The organism is Streptomyces sp. NPDC096013 (genome assembly GCF_044763565.1).
GTDB lineage: Bacteria > Actinomycetota > Actinomycetes > Streptomycetales > Streptomycetaceae > Streptomyces.
Genome location: NZ_JBIWGK010000001.1, coordinates 1356970 through 1374018, shown reverse-complemented (window position 1 = coordinate 1374018; position 17049 = coordinate 1356970). Strand labels below are relative to the sequence as shown.

Below are 17049 nucleotides of genomic sequence, written 5' to 3'. Positions count from 1 at the left end.
TTCCCCCGTTGCCGAGCCGGAATCCTCTCCTTACCTTCCCCAATTCTGGCGTGCCATCAACAGCCTTGTGGTCAACCGGCGTTGATCGCTTCGCGGGGGAAGTCGGCGTCGGCCGCGCCGCGCACCCGGCGGGCGATGTGCGGGATGAGGAGGTGCAGGTCGGCGCAGTAGACGGACGGATTGCGGAAGCCCTCGACCGGGCGGTAGCGGTGTGCGTAGTTGCCGCCGCCGCACACCTCCGCGAGCGGACAGGTGAGGCAGGTGGGGGAGAGCGCGTCGACGCCCAACTGCCGTGCCACCACGCCGGGATGGTCCAGGGCGTCGTCGAAGGTATGGTCGAAGACGTTGCACCCGGTGGCGGGCGCCCCGGCGTAGGCGGTCTTCAGGGAGTCGACCTGCTCGATGGTGCCGTCGGTGTCGACGACGACGGCGACGACGGGCGCGTTGCCCACCGCCTCGGCGCGGGCCGGCACCCCGAGCAGCAACGCGATGATCTCGTGGAACAGCCGTACGGGCACGGCCCGTTCACCGGCGTCGAACCAGAGGTCGAAGAGACGGACCAGCCAGTCGCCGTAGGGATGCGGGCCCTTCGCGGCGGGCGGGAACGCGTGGTTGGCGTGCGGCAGCAGGAAATCCATCGAAGGAGGTTCGAACGCGGTCAACGACGTGTAGACCTCGGCCGGATCCGAGTCCGGGTCGATCACGCTGAGGATGCCCGCGTAGGCGTCGGGACGGCCACGCAGCACCCGCAGTCCGGCCACGGTCGCCGCCCAGGAGGAGCGGCCCGCGTGGTCGACCCGGCGCCGGTTCAGTGCGGCGGTGCCGCCGTCCAGGCTCACCCCGATCCGTACGCCGGCGTCGGCCAGCCGGTCCACGGCGCGCTCGGTGAGGAGCGTGCCGTTGGTCTGCACCGAGGCGTCAACAGTGCAGCTTCGGCCACATCGGTCGCGGACCGCCTCGCGCACCGCGCTGACCTGGTCGATCAGGTGCGAGACGCCCGCCAGCAAGGGTTCGCCGCCATGCAAGTTGAGCTGCAAGGAGGTGAGTCGATGGGTTTCGGCGTGCTCGGCGATCCGGGTCGCGGTGCGCCGCACGACATCCGGCGAGACCCGGTTGGGGCGGTCCCGCCAGCTGCTGTCGGCGCCCTCGTAGACGTAGCAGTAGGTGCACGCGAGATTGCAGCGGCCGTTGACCTTGAGGACGAACTGGCGGAAGGGCACAGGCCGTACCCCGGACCGCCGCAACGCCGCGACGTCGAGTTTCTCAAGGGGCCACAGGGCGGTCACAGTTGGTAGGGGCCGTCCTCGTAGAAGGCCATCGCGGGCTCGCCGCGCAGCATCCGGGGCAACAGGCCGCTGGCCACCGCCGCGAGCACCGGATGCGATGACTGCCGGGACAGGGCCCTCAGATCCAGATCCGCGAAGTCGGGCAGCACGCCACCCGGCCCCCGCTCTCCCAGCCTGGAGGGGCCGTCCCCTTCTGTTCCCCGCACGATCTACCTCTCCAGGAAGGCCGAAGTCCCCCTTGGGATAACGAATTCGGCCATGCTACTGGTCCCCTGGGGCTCATGTTGTCAACGGTTCGAAGTCCCAGTACGGGCGTTCCCTGCGGCGCACGGACAAGGTGTGCGGATGCTGGGGCCCGAGGGTGTCCGAGAGCTGTTGGAGTGCCTCGTTCTCCAGCTTGGTGGCCTCCTGGCCGCGGCGCAGGGCGCGCTGGTCACCGGCGAGGGCCGCCTTGCAGGACAGGGTCAGCGGGTGGGTCTCGCCGAGGGCTGCGCGCGCCGACTCCAGGACGACACGGCTGAGTTCGGCCGCCCCTTCCTCGTCACCGGCCAGGCTCCGCGCACCGCTCGCGTTGAGCGCGGCGCCCAGTGCCCACGGGTGGGCGGGACCCACCGCGGCCCGCATCCGCGTCAGCGCCTCCTCGGCGATCCGCAGCGCCTCGTCGCGCTCCCCGTACTCCCACAGCGCGAGCCCGACATTGCCCAACGTGCCTACGGCATAAGGGTGATCGGGGCCCACGAGACGGGCGTAGTCCTCGGCCACGGTGGCGGCCATCTCGCGGGCCTGTTCGAGATTGCCGTGCTCGCGGTTGAAGGTCGCGAAGTCGGCCTGCACGAGCAGCGCGTCCGGGTGGCGCGGCCCCTGCCGCTGCACGAACCGCTCGACCACGCTGCGCATCAGCGACTCGGCGCCCAGCAGATCGCCGGTGCGCCGCATGCACAGCGCGAGGTTGTGCTCGGCGAACAGGGTCTGCGGGGTGAAGCGGTCCATCGCCTGCCGGTGTGCGCGGACGTTGAGTTCCTGCCGTGAGGTGGCCTCCCCGTACCGGCCCAGCAGCCGGAGCATCCAGGCGTAGAACATGCCGGAGCGCAGGGTGAGATGGTGGCGCGGGTTCAGCAGCCGCTCGCGGATCAGCAGGATGTCGCGGTGCAGGAGGAGGGACTCCTCGTAGCGGCCGAGCAGGCTGGTGACGACGGCGAGGTTGCCGCGGTCCTGGAGGGTGCGCGGGGCCTCGGCGCCCAGGGTGTCGGAGTAGGCGTGGACGCACTCCTCGAACATCTGGTGGGCCTCGTCGTAGCGGCCCAGCGACACGAGCGTGCCGGCGAGACCGTTCTTGGCGCGCAGCAGATCGGGGTCGTCGGCGGCGCGGGTCTCCGTGAGCTGGTCGAGGACGGCACGCCCCACGGCCTCCGCCTCGCGGTAACGGCCGCTGCGGCGCAGCATGTTGGCGTGGTCGTGGGTCAGCACCAGCATGTCCCGCTCGTCGGGCTGGAGCCGGGTGCGCCAGCGGGCGACGGTCTGCTCGCACAGGCGCAGCGCGGCCCGGTTCTCGCCCCGCACCCGCATGTAGTCGACGCAGTTCAGGACGAGCTGGCGGACCACGGGCTCCCGGCTGTCCAGTGCCCCGGCGGTCTCCAGGTGCGGGATCAGCTCCGCGTAACGGGTCCACTCACGCGTGTCGTTGGGCCGCCGCGGGTCCGCGCCGGCCAGCAGCGTGCAGGCGATGGTGGACAGTGCCTCGCGGCGGTCCTCGGTGAGGGTGCTCAGCAGGAAGCTGTGGTAGAGCCGGTGCATGGACACGCGGTCCACGGCGGGCTCGGCCTCCGAGGACTCCACGTAGTCGAGGCGGACCGCGGTCGACTCGGAGAGCCGCCGCAGTGCCGTGTGCCAGCGGATCGGGTCGGCGGCCAGCGCGGCCAGATGCGCGGGCAGGTCGGACGGGTGGGCGGCCTGCATCAGCCGGACCGGGATGGCGTCCGGCGAGAACAGCGCGAAAAGATGCAGCAGCTCCACAGCCTCGGGGTTGTTCTCCTGAAGCGTGTTCAGAGTTATCGACCAACTGGTCTGGAAACCCATCGGGTAGTCCGAGGAGATCCGGATCCCGATCTGGCTGGCCTCGCCGCGCCGGATCATCGCCACGTAGTCCTTCGCGGGCATGACGTTGGCGTCCAGCCAGGCCGCCGTCTGGGCGAGCAGCAGCGGCAGGTCCTGTACGGCGTCGGCGAGATCGTCGGCCTCGTACTCGGTGAGGCGCTGGGCGCGGCGGCGGGCGTAGGCCACGCTCTCGGGGCGGCGGAAGGGCTGCACCTCGATCTCCGTGACGCTGCCCGAGGTGGCCCAGTCCTGGGTGAGGGTGGTGATCAGGACATGGCCGTTGCCCTCGGGGAGGAGGTCCTCGATCTGCTCCATGTCGTCGGCGCTGTCGAGGACGAGCAGCCAGCGGCGGAAAGGGCGGCCGGTGCGCAGCGCCTCGTGGACCGCGCGGATCCGCTCGCCCAGCTCCTGCCCGACCGGCAGTTCGAGCCGGGGTGCCAGCTGGGCGAACTGCTCGCGGGCCGGGGCCCGGAAGCGCGCGCCCACCCACCACACGATGTCGTAGTCGTTGCCGAACCGGTGCGCGTACTCGATGGCGATCTGGCTCTTGCCGACGCCCGAGATACCGCGCAGGGCGACCCGGGCGCCGCCTCGGCCGCCCTCCTCGAAGCGGGCGTGCAGCTTCTCCAGGATGGCGTCGCGGCCGGTGAAGCGGACATTGCGGCGCGGCACGTTCCACACGGCCGGCGGATCGTTCGGGAAGCGCGGCGCGGTCCCGGAGACCGGGCCGGGGGAGACCGTCGCGTCCAGGTCCAGGCGGCGCAGGATACGGCGCCGGGCCTCGCGCGAGTCCAGGTCGCGCAGGTCGACCGGGCGCAGCGGGGCGGCGGTCGCGGGCAGCGCCCTCGTGGCCACACTGACCGCGGAGAACCGGTCGACGTGCGGCGGCACTACCTCGTGCAGTGCCTGCGTCCACTCGGCGTCGGTGCGCGGGCCCAGCGAGAAGTACCAGTCGTCGAGGACCAGCAGGACCCGGCCGGGCGCCTGGAGCAGGTTGCGCAGCGCCTCCGCGAGCGACATCCGGCGCGGCGGGTCCCAGCGCAGCAGGGTCGTCTCGTGTCCCAACTGCTCCAGCTGGTGGGCGATCCAGGTGGCCCACGGCCGGTTGAATCCCGCGTAGCTGATGGTGAAGTGCTCGTGGGACTCGGCGCCCTTGGACTTGTCGGTCATCCCGCCGTCTCCCCCTGCACCGAAAATAGGCAAATGAGCTGTTTTCTCATGGTTTTACGGGTTTTCGCGTGCACGATAGTCGATGCGGAGTCAGTCCTCGGGCATTACCGCGCTCAGCCGTCGGGCCGCGTGCCGCACCAGTTGTTCCAGATCCGCGCAGTAGACGGAAGGGTGCAGGAAACCCGTTCCCGCGGAGTACCGGTGGCCGTAGTTGCCGCCGCCGCACACGCGGCCGACCGGGCACGCCCGGCAGTCGTCCGCGAGCCCCTCGGTCCCGAGCTGCCGCGCCACGATCCCGGGGTGGTCGAGCGCCTCGTCGAAGCTGTTGCCGAAGACGTCGAGCCCGGTGGCGGTGGCCCGGTCGTAGGCCAGGTTGAGGGAGTCGATCTGCTCGACCGCGCCGTCCGTGTGCACGACCACCGCGCAGGTCGGGGACAGGCCCACGGACTCGGTGGCGCTGGGCACGCCCAGCAGCAGGGCCACGATCTCGGTGAACAGGCGCACCCGCGGCTGTGTACCGTCCGGCGGGCCGTCCCACCACAGGTCGAAGGCGGCCGAGAGCCAGTCGCCGTACGGGGTGGGGACCTGGGCGCGGGTGCGGTGCGGCGGGCGGGCGGCCAACCCCGCGGGCGGCTGGGACCAGTTGGCGTGCGGCAGCAGCAGGTCCAGGCGGGGCGGTCGCAAAGCGGCCAGCGAGGAGTACACGTCCTTGGGATCGCTGGAGATGTCGATCGCGCACAGGATGCCGGCGTACAGCTCCGGGCGGTCCGCCAGCAGACGGGCGGCGCGGGCGGCGGCCGGCCAGGAGGAGCGGCCCGCGTGGTCGACCCGGCGGCGGTTCAGCACGGCGGTGCCGCCGTCCAGGCTCAGCCCGACCCGGATGTTCGCGTCGGCGAGCCGGTCAAGGGTGCGCTCGGTGACCAGCGTGCCGTTCGTCTGCACGGTGGTCCGCAGCGCCGTACGGGCGGGCAGCGCGGCGCGCACGGCGGCCGTGTAGGCGAGCGCGGACTCGGGTCCCGACAGCAGCGGTTCGCCGCCGTGCAGATCGATCCGCACCTCCGACAGCCCGTGCGCGACGGCGTGTTCGGCGATCCGGCGCGCGGTCTGCCGCATCACCTCCGGGCCCACCCGCGCCGGACGCTCCCGCCAACCGGCGTCCTGGCCCTGGTAGATGACGCAGTACGTGCAGTCGAGATTGCAGCGGCCGTGCACCTTGAGCACGAACTGCCGGAAGGGAAAAGGCCGTTGACCCGCGCGCCGGAGCGCCGCCACATCGAGCACGGCATGCGGCCACGGCGCGAGTTCCCGGTCCCTGGCCGTCCGTAAGGTGTGCTCCGGTGCCCTGTGCACAGCGTCGCCTCCCGTCGGCCGGCGCTCTGCCGCCCCTATCGTTCTGCCCCGGGGGAGTCCTCGTGATACGCGACAAGGCCCCCGTCGGGATGGCAGGACCGGGCCAGCAGCGTCGCGAGCACCGCACCCAGCACCGGGTGGTCCACCCGCGCCCGCAGCGCGGTCAGATCGACCCCGGTGTAGTCGGGCAGCGGCCCCCGCCCCCCGTCCGGCGCGTGCGCGGCCGGTTCCGCCACCCCGCACTCCTGCACGTCGTAGCGCGCCAAGTCCGCCACTCTGCACTCCTCTACGTCGTCGCCCCGAGCGCGGTCATGCGCTCGAACGTGGACCGGGCCTGCGGCCCCTGTGCCGCACCGGCGCGCTGCCACAGCTCCCAGGCCGCCCGGTACGACGTCAACGCCCGCACCGGCCCGGCCGTCCGCTCCAGCACCGCGCCGCGCTGATGGTGCCCCTGCGCCGCGAGCAGCGGCTCGCCTGCCCGCAGCGCGCTGCGCACCCCGTGGTGGTACGACTCCGCCGCCAGATCCAGCCACTCCGGCGCCCCGGTCGCCCCGGCCAGCGTCAGCAGCACCTCGCCGCGCTCCAGCCAGGCCAGCGCCGCCGTACGGTCCGCCCGGGCGCCGCGGGCCGCGCGGGCGAGAATCCACTCGGCCTCGTGCAGATCGGTCGCCGCGCCGCCCGCGGTGTGGTGCCGGTGCAGCGCCCGGCCGAACAGCAACTGCCGCTCCGCCAGCCGGAGGTCACCGCCCGCCGTCAGTGCCAGCGCCGCGCGCAACTCCCGTACCGCCTCGGCGGCCACCTCCAGTCCGCCGCCGCTGTCGGCCCGCGCGAGCAGCACCTCGCCGCGGCCCGCCAGCAGCTCCGCCCGCACCGGGTCGTCGCGCTGCACCAGACCCTGCGCCTGCGCGAACACCCGGTCGGCGGCGTCGAGTTCGGCCGGGTCGGCGGTGTAGCGGTAGCGGGCGCCGTGCGCCTCGGCGAGCCTGCGCAGCGCCAGCACCCGCAGATCGGGGCTCACGTCCCGGACGTCCTCGACCGCCTCGTGCAGCGCCTCCAGCACCCCGGTCGCCCCGCTGTCGGCCGCCGCCACCGCCCGCGCCTCGGCCAGGTCCAGCAGCGCCCGGCAGCGGACGGCGGAGGGCGCCGCACCACCGGTGAGCCGCACGCCGCGCTCCAGATCGGCCGCCGCCCGCAGCGCCAGTGTCCGCGCCTCCTCGGCCGAGTCACGGCCGCGCGCGTCCCCGGCGAGGGCCAGCAGTCGGCGTCCCCGGGCGAGCACGGCGGCGTCGGAGGGGAACGTACCGCCGTTCGTCACGTCGCGCTCCTCGTCATCGGACGGCCGGATGCGTGCGTATGCGGTCGAGAAAGGTCGGGAACCGTCGGGTCTCCGTCCATGACAGTACGCGGCTACCGACCGGTCAACAGCGCTTTCCGGCCGCCGGGTACCGACTCCGTCGAGTCGGAACCCGCCAAGTTCCCGCAACACTGTCGGTCTAGACTCTGCCCCCAGTGGCCTGCGACCGTGGCCGAGAACGGGCAGATTCTGCCAAACCCGAAGGGTATTCGGCGTTTTGATACGGATAGATTCAGTCACCAAGCGGTACCCGGACGGCACGGTGGCGGTCGACCAACTGTCCTTGGACATACCGGACCGCTCGATCACCGTCCTCGTCGGCCCCTCGGGCTGCGGCAAGACGACCACCCTGCGCATGATCAACCGGATGATCGACCCCAGCGAGGGCACGATCTCCCTGGACGGCGCGGACATCACCAAGCAGCCGGTCAACACCCTGCGCCGGTCGATGGGTTACGTCATCCAGAACGCCGGACTCTTCCAGCACCGGACGATCGCCGACAACATAGCGACGGTGCCCCGGATGCTCGGCTGGGGCAAGGAGAAGGCCAGGGCGCGGGCCACCGAACTGATGGAGCGGGTGGGCCTCGACGCTGCCCTCGCCAAGCGGTACCCGTACCAGCTCTCCGGCGGCCAGCAGCAGCGCGTCGGTGTCGCCCGCGCGCTGGCGGCCGACCCGCCCGTCCTCCTCATGGACGAGCCCTTCTCGGCCGTCGACCCCGTGGTCCGCAAGGGCCTTCAGGACGAACTCCTGCGCCTCCAGGACGAGTTGGGCAAGACGATCGTCTTCGTCACCCACGACATCGACGAGGCGATCAAGCTCGGCACGATGGTCGCGGTCCTGCGCACCGGCGGCAAACTGGCCCAGTTCGCCCCGCCCGCCGAACTGCTCTCCGACCCGGCGGACGCCTTCGTCGAGGACTTCCTCGGCGCCGATCGCGGCATCCGCCGCCTCTCCTTCTTCTCCTCGGCGGCCCTCGACCTCAAGACCTCCCCGATCGTCGCTGTCGACTCCACCGCCGAGCAGATCGCCGAACGCACCACCCCCGACGCGCCCTACCTCCTCGTCACCGACCTCGACGGCAGGCCGCTCGGCTGGAGCGAACCCGGCACCCTCACCGCGGGCCGGATCGACACCGACCGGCTCCTCTCCCACGGCCGCCCGTTCGAGGCCGGCAAGGACTCGCTGCGGGCCGCGCTGGACGGGGCGGTGCTGTCGCCGACCGGCTGGGCGGTCGGCGTCGACGGGTCCGGGCGCGTGGTCGGGGTCGTGTCGCAGGGAGCTGTCGGCGAGGCGATCCGGAAGGCGCACGCGGCGGGTCGCGGCGGCACGAAGGTCGCCGGATGAACGACTGGTTCCGCATCCCCAGCGACCTCCAGAACAGCTACCTCGGACTGGTCGGACTGCATCTGCGCGAGGCGGTGATCCCGGTCCTCGTCGGACTGGTGGTGGCACTGCCCATCGCCCAGCTCTGCGTGCGGCTGCGCTGGTTGTACCCGCCGGTGCTGTGGGTGACGACCGTGCTCTACGCGATCCCCTCGCTGGCCTTCTTCGTCGTCCTCATCGACTACACCGGCCAGACCGAGACCACCGTGATGATCCCGCTCGGCGTCTACAGCCTCGTGGTGTTCGTCCCGGCGATCGTGGACGGCGTCCGCTCGGTGCCCCAGGAGACCCTGGACGCGGCCACCGCGATGGGCCTCGGGCCCGTACGCCGCTATCTCCAGGTGCAGTTGCCCATCGCCGTGCCCGCGATCATCGCCGGACTGCGGGTGGCGACCGTCTCCAGCATCTCCCTCGTCAGCGTCGGCATGCTGATCGGCAACCAGGGCGCCCTCGGCAACCTGCTCAACGACGGTCAGATCTACCACCAGCCACGCCTGATCTGGCTCTCCGTGATCACCACGGCCGTCCTCGCCATCGTCGTGGACGCCGTCCTGGTCGCCGTACGCCTGCTCCTCACGCCCTGGATGCCGCGCGGCACCCGCAAGGCCCGTACCGCCGAGGACCGGCCCGAACCGGCCGAGCCCGCACTGGAGGACGCAGCCCGGTGAACGTACTCCACTTCATCAACACCTTCTTCAGCGACAGCAGCCACTGGCACGGCTACGACGGCATCCCCACCCGGCTGCGCGAACACGTCCAGTACTCGCTGACCGCGCTCGCCATCGCCGCCGCCATCGGCCTCCCCGTCGGCCTGGTGACCGGCCACACCGGCCGGGGCGGCAACACCCTCGCGCTCATCGCCACCGCCGCCCGCGCCCTGCCCAGCTTCGGCCTGCTGGTGCTGATGTTCGTGCTGATCGGCTTCGGCCTGGTCCCGGTGATGATCCCGCTGGTCGTCCTCGCCGTACCGCCGATCCTCGTCACCACGTACGAGGCGATGCGCTCCGTCGACCCGTCCCCGGTCGACGCGGCCCGCGGCATGGGCATGAACGAGGCGAACATCCTCCTCCAGGTGGAACTCCCGGTCGCCCTCCCGCTGATCCTCAGCGGCCTGCGCTCAGCCGCCATCCAGATCGTCTCCACGGCCACCATCGCGGCCTACGTCAGCCTCGGCGGCCTCGGCCGCTACATCATCGACGGCCTCTACCAGAAGAACTACGAGAAGGTCGTCGGCGGCGCCACCCTCGTCGCCGGCATGGCCCTGGTGACCCTGGGGCTGTTCTGGGGCATCGCACGGCTCGCGGTGTCACCCGGGGTCCGCAGGAGCAACTGAACACCCCGGTACGCAAAGGGAGATGGGGGAGGGTCACCGTGACCCTCCCCCATCTCCCTTTGCGCGGCCGTCAGTTCTCCGTGCGGGCCAGCGCCAGTTCCAGCACGACCAGCAACGCGTCCCGCACCGAGCCGCGTTCACGGGCGTCGAAGGCCAGGACCGGGACGCGTTCGTTGACGTCCAGGGCCCAGCGGACCTCGTCGAGAGAGTGCTCGATCTTGCCGTCGAACGCGTTCAGGGCGACCGCGAACGGGATCTGCCGGTGCTCGAAGTAGTCCACGGCCGCATAGCAGTCGTCGAGCCTGCGGGTGTCGACGATGACGAGACCGCCGACCGCGCCCTCCACGATGTCGTCCCACATGAAGCCGAACCGGTCCTGCCCGGGCGTACCGAACAGATACAGCTTCAGCGTCGGGTCGATGGTGATGCAGCCGAAGTCCATCGCGACCGTGGTGGTGGTCTTGCGCGGGGTGTGGGACAGATCGTCCACACCCGCCGCGACCTCGGTGATGGCGGCCTCGGTGGTCAGCGGCTCGATCTCGGAGATCGCGCCCACAGTGGTGGTCTTGCCCACGCCGAAGCCGCCCGCGACGACCATCTTGACCGGCAGCGGCGGTCGTACGGCGGTCTGTGCAGCCGCACCGCGGGCGACCGGTTCAGTCGGTGTCACGGAGTACTCCCCGGGAGTTGGGGATGGCGCGGAGGCCATCGATGACCCTTCGCAGGACGGTTGCGTCATGGGTGATGTCGGAGTTGGGCACGTGCACCGTCAACTGCCCGGCGGCACGCAGGTCCTCGGCGAGGACCCGCACCACGTTCAGGTGCAGCCGCAGCCGGGCCGCGATCTCCGCGAGGGACTGCGGCTGCCGGCAGGCGGCGACGATGTCGTGCTGCTCGAAGGAGAGCCGGTCGAGCACCTCGAGCCCGGCGGCCGTGGCGACCACCTGGGTCTCGACCGGGATCGGCCGCCCGGAGTCGGCCGCTCCGGCGCCCGCCACCCGGCCGGCGGTGACCAGGAACGGCCGTACGGCGGAAGGCGTGCGCACCGGATCGCGACCCGGGGGTGTGGCCCCGTCCGCGCCGGCACCGCTCGGAGTGCGGCCGTCGGGCATGAGTGGCTGTTCCTCTCTCGACCGGTCGGGGACCGGTCACCGAGCCGAAGCGGCGCCGACGCTGTTCTTCAGCTGGAGCACCAGCTGCGGGTTGAGCGCGGAACCGGCACGGTTGGCGAACAGCGTCATCTCGTAGGCGATGTTGCCGAGCTTGGCCTCCTTGTCGGTGACGACGCCGAGGACGGCGCCGCTGCCGATCGCGGAGACGAGGACGTGGCCGCCCTCCAGGTCGATGATGACCTTGTTCAGGGCGCCCAGGCCGTAGTTGCCCGAGGCCCCGGCGGCCAGGCTGGTGATGCCGGAGACGATGGCCGCGAGCCGCTCCGAGTGGGCGTGCTCGCGCAGTTCCGCGACGGCGATCAGCAGACCGTCGGAGGACACCGCGATGGCGTCGACGACACCCGCGGTCTCCGTCGCGAAACGGTTGAGCAGCCAGTTGAAATCGGCCGCTGCTGCCTGCAGATCGGCCGGCGTGGTGCCTCCCGTGGGAGTTTCACCTGTCGACGTACTCACTGCTCCGCTCCTTTCGGGAGGTGGTTCTGGTCGTGCGGGTGGTTCGCGTCCGGCGCGCGCAGGCCCGTGAGGGTGTCGCTGTCGCGATGCGCTTGCTCCACGGCGGCCTCGAACTCCTCGAGGGCCGAGCGGACGGCGTCCGCGTCGGCGGGCCGTGGGGCCTGCCGGGCGGCTTGCTGGGCGGCGGCGTCGGCGCCCGTACGAAGGGTGGCCCCCCGGACCCGCCGCCGCAGCGGACGGGAGCCGCCGGGCGCGCTGTCGGGGCCGTCGGCGGACTCGTCCACCGGGGAGTGCGGGGGAGCCGGTTCCGCTGCGACGCCGGCCTGCGCCGTGTCGTAGCGGGAGACCCGGCGGGGCAGCGGCGCGGCCTCGTCGGCGCGCATGTGCTCCTGGGCGACCGGCTCGGGCGTACTCAGGGTGATCGACGGGCGGGGCCCGGAGTCCGAGGTGGCCCAGGACGGTGCCGGACGGTGGTCGTGGTGCGCGACGACAGGCGGCTCGACGGGCAGCGGCGCGAGGGGGGCCGATCCCGCTCCGGACCCCGACTCGATGGAGCCGCCGAAGGAGGCGCCGGTGGAGGCCAGCGCGCTCATGCGCAGCAGCAGCGTCGCCGGGATCGTGATCTCGGCCGTCACACCGCCGCCCGGGGTGCGGGCGAGCGTGACGTCGATGTCCCAGCGGCGGGCGAGCGTACCGACCACGAACAGGCCCAGCACCTTCGTCGGCACCAGGTCGAGACGCTCACGGCGGATCAGCCGCGCGTTCTCCTCGGCGATGCGCTCGGCACTCATCCCGAGACCGTGGTCGGCGACCACGATCAGCGCGTCGTCGCCGTCGGTCCGTACGACCACCTCGACGGGGCTGCCCGCGGGCGAGAACGAGACCGCGTTCTCCAGCAGTTCGGCCACCATCAGCGTGAGGTCGCCGATGATGTCGGGCTCCACCATGACCTCGGTGTCGGCCCGCAGACTCACCCGCTGGAAGCCCTCGATCTGGCCGAGCGCGGCCCGTACGACGTTGGTGAGTTCGGTGGGGCCGCCGTCCAGCACGGTCTCGCGGATGCCGGCCAGCAGCATCAGGCTGTCCGCGTTGCGGCGCAGACGGACGGCGATGTGGTCGATGGAGTACAGCCGCTCAAGGAGCGCCGGGTCGGTCTCGCCGCGCTCCACCGCGTCGATCAGGGCGAGTTGACGAGTCGTCAGGTTACTGACGCGGCGGCCGACGTTGCCGAACATCTCGGCGACGTTGCGGCGGCTGATCACCTGGCGGGCCAGCAGCGCGGCGGCCGTGGTCTGCACATGGTTGAAGGCCTCGGCGAGGTCGCCGATCTCGTCCTTCGCGGTGACCGGCATGTCCCGCAGCAGCGGCGGCCCGTCGTCCTCGGCGTCGTCGTCGGCGACGCGGGCCAGCTCACGGCCCGCGACCTCGGCGACCTGCTTGGCGGCGCCGGTGAGGGCCTGCACCGGGCGGACCACCGAGCGGCGCACGACCACCACGAAGAAGAGCCACAGCGCGAAGCCGATCAGCGCGAGGTTCAGCAGCAGTCCGGCGCGCCAGGACGCGGAGCTGGACGCGCTGTCGGCGCGGCTCGCGATCTGACCGATCAGCGACGTGGTGATCTTCAGCCGGCCCGCGGCCTGCTGCGGGTAGGCGGGGTAGTCGCTCATGGCGTCCGCGAAGGCCTTGCGGACGGCGCCCGGTGTCGACGCCTGTAGCCCGCTGGGGTCGATCTGAAGCTCCGCGTAGGCCTCGGCGATCTGCCGCTGCGCCGGGGTGTGCTCGATGCCGGCGAGCTGGTCGGCCTGCACCTCGGTGGCGAACCGGGCGAACCTGGCCGCCTGGTAGGTGTAGAGCTCGTAGGAGCCGACCGCGTTGTTGAACTCGATCAGCGCGTTGCTGTCACCGGTCGTCGCCGAGAACACGCTGGTCTCGAACGAGCTGTGGGCGGCGTCGGCCCGCAGCACGGCGTCCAGCATGTTGCCGGTGAAGGTGGTGGAGAGGTTCGCGTTGTGCTCGAGGTCGAGCCCGTCGATCAGGCCGTCGGAGGCGCTGGTGTACGCCGGGTCGATGTTGTCGGCGGGCAGATAGCTCTGCGCGACGGTGTCGCGCAGGGTCTGAAGGCCGTTGATCTCGCGCAGCGCCTGGGCCTCGTTGTCCGGGAGCCGGTCGCCGAAGGTGTCGCGCACCTTCTCGACCTGGGCGTCCACGGCCTTCTGGGCCGACCGGTAGGCGCTCTGCGAGGGGGTGCCGCCGTCGTTGGTGGCCTCGAAGCGCACGGAGAGCAGGATGGCCTGCTGATGCTCCGCCTCCACGAGGTTCACCAGCCTGGCGACCTGCCCGCTGTCCCGGACCAGTTGCGCCGCGTCGCTCGCATCCGTCGACTGCCCGATCTCATCGGCGATGAGATACGCCAGCAGCGCCGCGACCACCGCGAGCGGTACGCCGACCAGCAGATTGAGCTTGCGCCTGAAGGGCCAACGGTCTGCGAAGCCCCGTATGGACACCAGGCCTCCTTCGTGGGGTGTTGTCACGGTACGCGCAACGACGCGTGTGACTGTTTTTGATCGAAGCGGCCCCCGCACACCGCTGTGACCGACGCCAACTCCGGGGAGACTACCGCCTCTTTGAACGATCAAGTGCGTCGCCCTACGTCAAGAATCAATTACAAAGCGCCTGTGTTCGTGACCGGTCTGTTTACGTCGCCTTCACAACTGGGCACTCATTGAGGCCAATCGGTGACCAGACTTCTCTTGACTGACCGAGAACCGGCTGGATTGGATCAGCGGAGTGCGGCGTTCACGCTCCGCGCGTGGACGCCACAGCCATGCCTGCACGCCTGTGCCAACATCCGAGCCCGGAACGGGAATTGTGACTTCTAAAGCGAAGAACAGCTGGTCCAGTACTAGGTACCCCGGCGCGGCCGCCATCGCGCTCGCCGCGACGGCTGCGCTGGTCACGGGATGTGGTTCGTCCTCCGACAGCAAGTCCGACAACCCGCTCTCGGGCGGCAAGGCGAGCGGCGACACCGTCGTCGTCGGCTCGAACAACTTCGCCGAGAGCATCCTGATCGCCGACATCTACGGCGAGGCCCTCAAGGCCAAGGGCGTCAAGGTCACTTACAAGCCGAACATCGGCAGCCGTGAGACGACCTACGGCCTGCTCAAGAACGGTTCCATCACGGTGCTGCCCGAGTACAACGGCGCGCTGCTGGCCTACCTGGACGCCAAGGCCACCCCGACGACGGAGGCCGCCACGACGGCGGCGATCAACGCCAAGCTCGACTCCAAGCTGTCGCTGCTGGACCCGTCGCCGGCGCAGGACAAGGACTCGGTCACGCTCAACGCCGAGACCGCGAAGAAGTACAACCTCACGTCCAGCTCCAGCATCGGTGACCTCAAGGACATCGCGAAGAACCTGGTCATCGGCGCCTCGCCGGAGTTCCAGACCCGGCAGCAGGGCCTGGTCGGCCTGAAGTCGGTCTACGGCCTGGAGTTCAAGTCCTTCAAGGCGCTGGACGCGGGCGGCCCGCTGACCGCCGCCGCGTTGCAGAAGAACACCGTCCAGGCGGCGGACCTCTTCACCACGGACCCGACCATCGTCAAGGAGAAGCACGTCACGCTCCAGGACCCGAAGAACCTCTTCGGCTTCGAGAACGTGCAGCCCCTCGTCTACAAGAGCGGCCTCTCCTCGGCCGGCGTCGCCGCCCTCAACGCGGTCTCCGCCAAGCTCGACACGGCGACCCTGCTGGACCTCGACACCCAGGTCCAGTCGCAGAACAAGGACCCGCTGGACGTGGCGAAGGCCTGGCTGAAGACGGCCGGCATGGACTAGGACCGCTCCGGCCGACGCGGGTGCCTCCGTTTCTCCGGGAGGCACCCGCGTCGTGCTGCGCGGACCCGGCGACCGGCCCTCAGTAGCCGACGCGGAAGGTCGCGTCCTGCCGGTCCGTCGCCGTGGAGACCGGGTCGATGCGCAGGACGTAGTTCGAGTGCCGGATGTAGCGGGTCGGATTGTTGTACGACCGGAACGACGCCCAGGCCGAGTCCGCGAGCCCGGCGGTCCGGTAGAACGTGGCGTCCCCGGCGAACGTCGACGTGCCGTCGTTCACGTCGAGTCGGAGCGCGTAGTCGTAGTGCCGCAGATAGCGGGTCGGGTAGTTCACCGACTGGAAGGACACCCCGGCCGGGTCGGCGAGGCCCGGCACCAGCGTCCACTGCGAGTCGGTGTACGGGTCGAAGGCGTACTCGTCGATCCGTCCGACGAAGTTCGAGTGGCGGACGTAACGGGCCGGATAGTTGTAGGACTTGAGCCGGTTCCAGGCCGGAGTGCCCCACTTGGCCAGCAGGTTGGTGTATTCGGCGCCGGTGATCGGCTGGATGCCGCAGTGCTTGGAGTTGAGCGGCTGCGTGTAGAGCTTCTGGTCGACGGCGGTCCAGGTGCCCGCCGCGAGACTGCTGGTCTGCCAGGCGTAGAAGACGCCGTTGGGGTCCCAGGTGTCACCCCAGAGGTACCAAGTGCCGTTTGACGTAAGGGACTTGACCAACTCCGGTGCCTCGGTGCCGTTGTGCGAGACCGCGGTGCTGAACTCGGTGAAGCTGCCCGGGTCCAGTGACGTGGACCTCGCGCCGACCAGCGTCGAATTCTTCTTGAAGTACAGGTAGTTGACCCCGTTCACGCCGACGGCCAGGTCGCCGTCGATGACGTCGTACCCGGGGTCGAAGAACACCTGCGGAGCACCGGCGGTCACGAAGTCGCTCGTGTAGTTGACCATGATGACGTTGTGGCCGCTGTCGTTGACGGCCGAGTAGATCACGCCGTACTGCCCGCGCCCCGCGTCCCAGAACGACTCCGGCGCCCAGGCGTGGGTGTTCAGGTCGTGCAGCTTCATCCGCCGGTAGCCGGTGAAGCTGCGCAGGTCGGTGGAGTCCCAGACGTGGATGTACTGGCTGACGTACGACCAGTCGGTGCCGTTGAGGTCGGTGGCGAGGACGACGAACGTGCCGTCCTGCTTGCGCAGGATGAAGGGGTCGCGCAGGCCGAGCGAGCCCGCCGTGGGGGTGGCGACGGGGGCGTTCTGGTTGAGCGGGGTCCACTCCAGCCCGTCGGGGCTGACGGCCAGGTGCAGGCCGTAGTCGGCGCCCAGGAATGTCGGCGACTCGGTGAAGTAGCACATGACATAAGCCGAGTTGGCGGCTGCCCGGGCGCTGCCCGCGCCGAGGGTCAGCGCGCCGGTGGCCGCGAGGGGGACGGTCGCGGCCATGCCGAGGAACAGGCGGCGGGACGGGTGGGGGAGCGGAGGGACGGCCATGTGTTCTCCAGGGGGTACGTGCGGCCCGATAGTCCTGCGTGTCCGACATGCCGAACGTGGTTCGGCAAGCCGATCAGAAGGTAAGGAGGGGGCGCGTGCGCGTCAATCACACGGTCGGGCTTGGCCGATTCCCGTCGTTCAC

The 17049-nt window shown here is 70.8% G+C and carries 15 protein-coding genes; 4 read left to right on the top strand and 11 right to left on the bottom strand.

Going from position 1 to position 17049, the window contains the following annotated elements:
- Positions 1-71: 71 nt before the first annotated feature.
- From ACIRB1_RS05965 to ACIRB1_RS05940, 6 genes are all read right to left on the bottom strand, one after another.
- On the bottom strand, positions 72-1277 hold the full coding sequence (locus tag ACIRB1_RS05965; protein WP_403464912.1) for an FxsB family cyclophane-forming radical SAM/SPASM peptide maturase: 1206 nt from the start codon (positions 1275-1277) through the stop codon (positions 72-74).
- 5 nt (positions 1278-1282) lie between these two features.
- Positions 1283-1492, bottom strand: a complete 210-nt coding sequence (locus ACIRB1_RS05960) for a YxD-tail cyclophane-containing RiPP peptide (RefSeq protein WP_352177842.1) — start codon at positions 1490-1492, stop codon at positions 1283-1285.
- 73 nt (positions 1493-1565) lie between these two features.
- Positions 1566-4550, bottom strand: coding sequence for an FxSxx-COOH system tetratricopeptide repeat protein (gene fxsT, locus ACIRB1_RS05955; RefSeq protein WP_352177841.1), 2985 nt, complete (start codon positions 4548-4550; stop codon positions 1566-1568).
- 90 nt (positions 4551-4640) lie between these two features.
- Positions 4641-5900: an FxsB family cyclophane-forming radical SAM/SPASM peptide maturase gene (locus tag ACIRB1_RS05950; protein WP_352177840.1), complete on the bottom strand. Its 1260-nt coding sequence runs from the start codon at positions 5898-5900 to the stop codon at positions 4641-4643.
- A 35-nt stretch (positions 5901-5935) separates the two neighbouring features.
- On the bottom strand, positions 5936-6175 hold the full coding sequence (locus ACIRB1_RS05945) for a YxD-tail cyclophane-containing RiPP peptide (RefSeq protein ID WP_352177839.1): 240 nt from the start codon (positions 6173-6175) through the stop codon (positions 5936-5938).
- A gap of 11 nt (positions 6176-6186) precedes the next feature.
- On the bottom strand, positions 6187-7215 hold the full coding sequence (locus ACIRB1_RS05940) for a hypothetical protein (RefSeq protein WP_403464696.1): 1029 nt from the start codon (positions 7213-7215) through the stop codon (positions 6187-6189).
- A gap of 256 nt (positions 7216-7471) precedes the next feature.
- On the opposite strand from ACIRB1_RS05940, the gene ACIRB1_RS05935 reads away from it, so the two are divergent.
- From ACIRB1_RS05935 to ACIRB1_RS05925, 3 genes are read left to right on the top strand one after another with little or no spacing between them, the layout of a single operon-like run.
- Positions 7472-8602 carry an ABC transporter ATP-binding protein gene (locus ACIRB1_RS05935; RefSeq protein ID WP_403464695.1) on the top strand — a complete coding sequence of 377 codons (1131 nt, stop codon included), beginning with the start codon at positions 7472-7474 and terminating at the stop codon, positions 8600-8602.
- The gene (locus ACIRB1_RS05930) at positions 8599-9309 is read left to right on the top strand and encodes an ABC transporter permease subunit (RefSeq protein ID WP_352177836.1); all 711 of its coding nucleotides are present in this window, start codon (positions 8599-8601) and stop codon (positions 9307-9309) included. Before ACIRB1_RS05935 ends, ACIRB1_RS05930 begins: the two co-directional genes overlap by 4 nt.
- Complete coding sequence (locus tag ACIRB1_RS05925) at positions 9306-9974, top strand: ABC transporter permease (RefSeq protein WP_352177835.1); 669 nt, start codon at positions 9306-9308, stop codon at positions 9972-9974. Before ACIRB1_RS05930 ends, ACIRB1_RS05925 begins: the two co-directional genes overlap by 4 nt.
- 70 nt (positions 9975-10044) lie before the next feature.
- Here ACIRB1_RS05925 and ACIRB1_RS05920 read toward each other — a convergent pair whose 3' ends face one another.
- Genes ACIRB1_RS05920 through ACIRB1_RS05905 form a run of 4 tightly spaced genes read right to left on the bottom strand, consistent with a single transcriptional unit; the run spans position 10045 to position 14103 of the window.
- Complete coding sequence (locus tag ACIRB1_RS05920) at positions 10045-10644, bottom strand: ATP/GTP-binding protein (protein WP_352177834.1); 600 nt, start codon at positions 10642-10644, stop codon at positions 10045-10047.
- The gene (locus ACIRB1_RS05915) at positions 10631-11086 is read right to left on the bottom strand and encodes a DUF742 domain-containing protein (protein WP_266773698.1); all 456 of its coding nucleotides are present in this window, start codon (positions 11084-11086) and stop codon (positions 10631-10633) included. The genes ACIRB1_RS05920 and ACIRB1_RS05915 overlap by 14 nt, the downstream gene beginning before the upstream one ends.
- Positions 11087-11122: 36 nt before the next feature.
- Entirely contained in the window at positions 11123-11599 is a 477-nt protein-coding gene (locus ACIRB1_RS05910; RefSeq protein WP_352177833.1) for a roadblock/LC7 domain-containing protein, read from the bottom strand.
- The gene (locus ACIRB1_RS05905) at positions 11596-14103 is read right to left on the bottom strand and encodes an ATP-binding protein (RefSeq protein WP_352177832.1); all 2508 of its coding nucleotides are present in this window, start codon (positions 14101-14103) and stop codon (positions 11596-11598) included. The genes ACIRB1_RS05910 and ACIRB1_RS05905 overlap by 4 nt, the downstream gene beginning before the upstream one ends.
- A gap of 364 nt (positions 14104-14467) precedes the next feature.
- On the opposite strand from ACIRB1_RS05905, the gene ACIRB1_RS05900 reads away from it, so the two are divergent.
- Complete coding sequence (locus ACIRB1_RS05900) at positions 14468-15430, top strand: ABC transporter substrate-binding protein (RefSeq protein WP_403464694.1); 963 nt, start codon at positions 14468-14470, stop codon at positions 15428-15430.
- Between the two features lie 79 nt (positions 15431-15509).
- Here the strand turns inward: ACIRB1_RS05900 and ACIRB1_RS05895 are convergent, their stop codons facing one another.
- Positions 15510-16907 carry a glycoside hydrolase family 43 protein gene (locus ACIRB1_RS05895; protein WP_352177830.1) on the bottom strand — a complete coding sequence of 466 codons (1398 nt, stop codon included), beginning with the start codon at positions 16905-16907 and terminating at the stop codon, positions 15510-15512.
- Between the last annotated feature and the right edge of the window lie 142 nt (positions 16908-17049).

Bases quoted from the DNA above. Each gene is read 5' to 3' on its own strand.
- fxsT (WP_352177841.1), bottom strand. From the start codon at position 4,550: ATGACCGACAAGTCCAAGGGCGCCGAGTCCCACGAGCACTTCACCATC.
- ACIRB1_RS05930 (WP_352177836.1), top strand. From the start codon at position 8,599: ATGAACGACTGGTTCCGCATCCCCAGCGACCTCCAGAACAGCTACCTC.
- ACIRB1_RS05915 (WP_266773698.1), bottom strand. From the start codon at position 11,086: ATGCCCGACGGCCGCACTCCGAGCGGTGCCGGCGCGGACGGGGCCACA.
- ACIRB1_RS05895 (WP_352177830.1), bottom strand. From the start codon at position 16,907: ATGGCCGTCCCTCCGCTCCCCCACCCGTCCCGCCGCCTGTTCCTCGGC.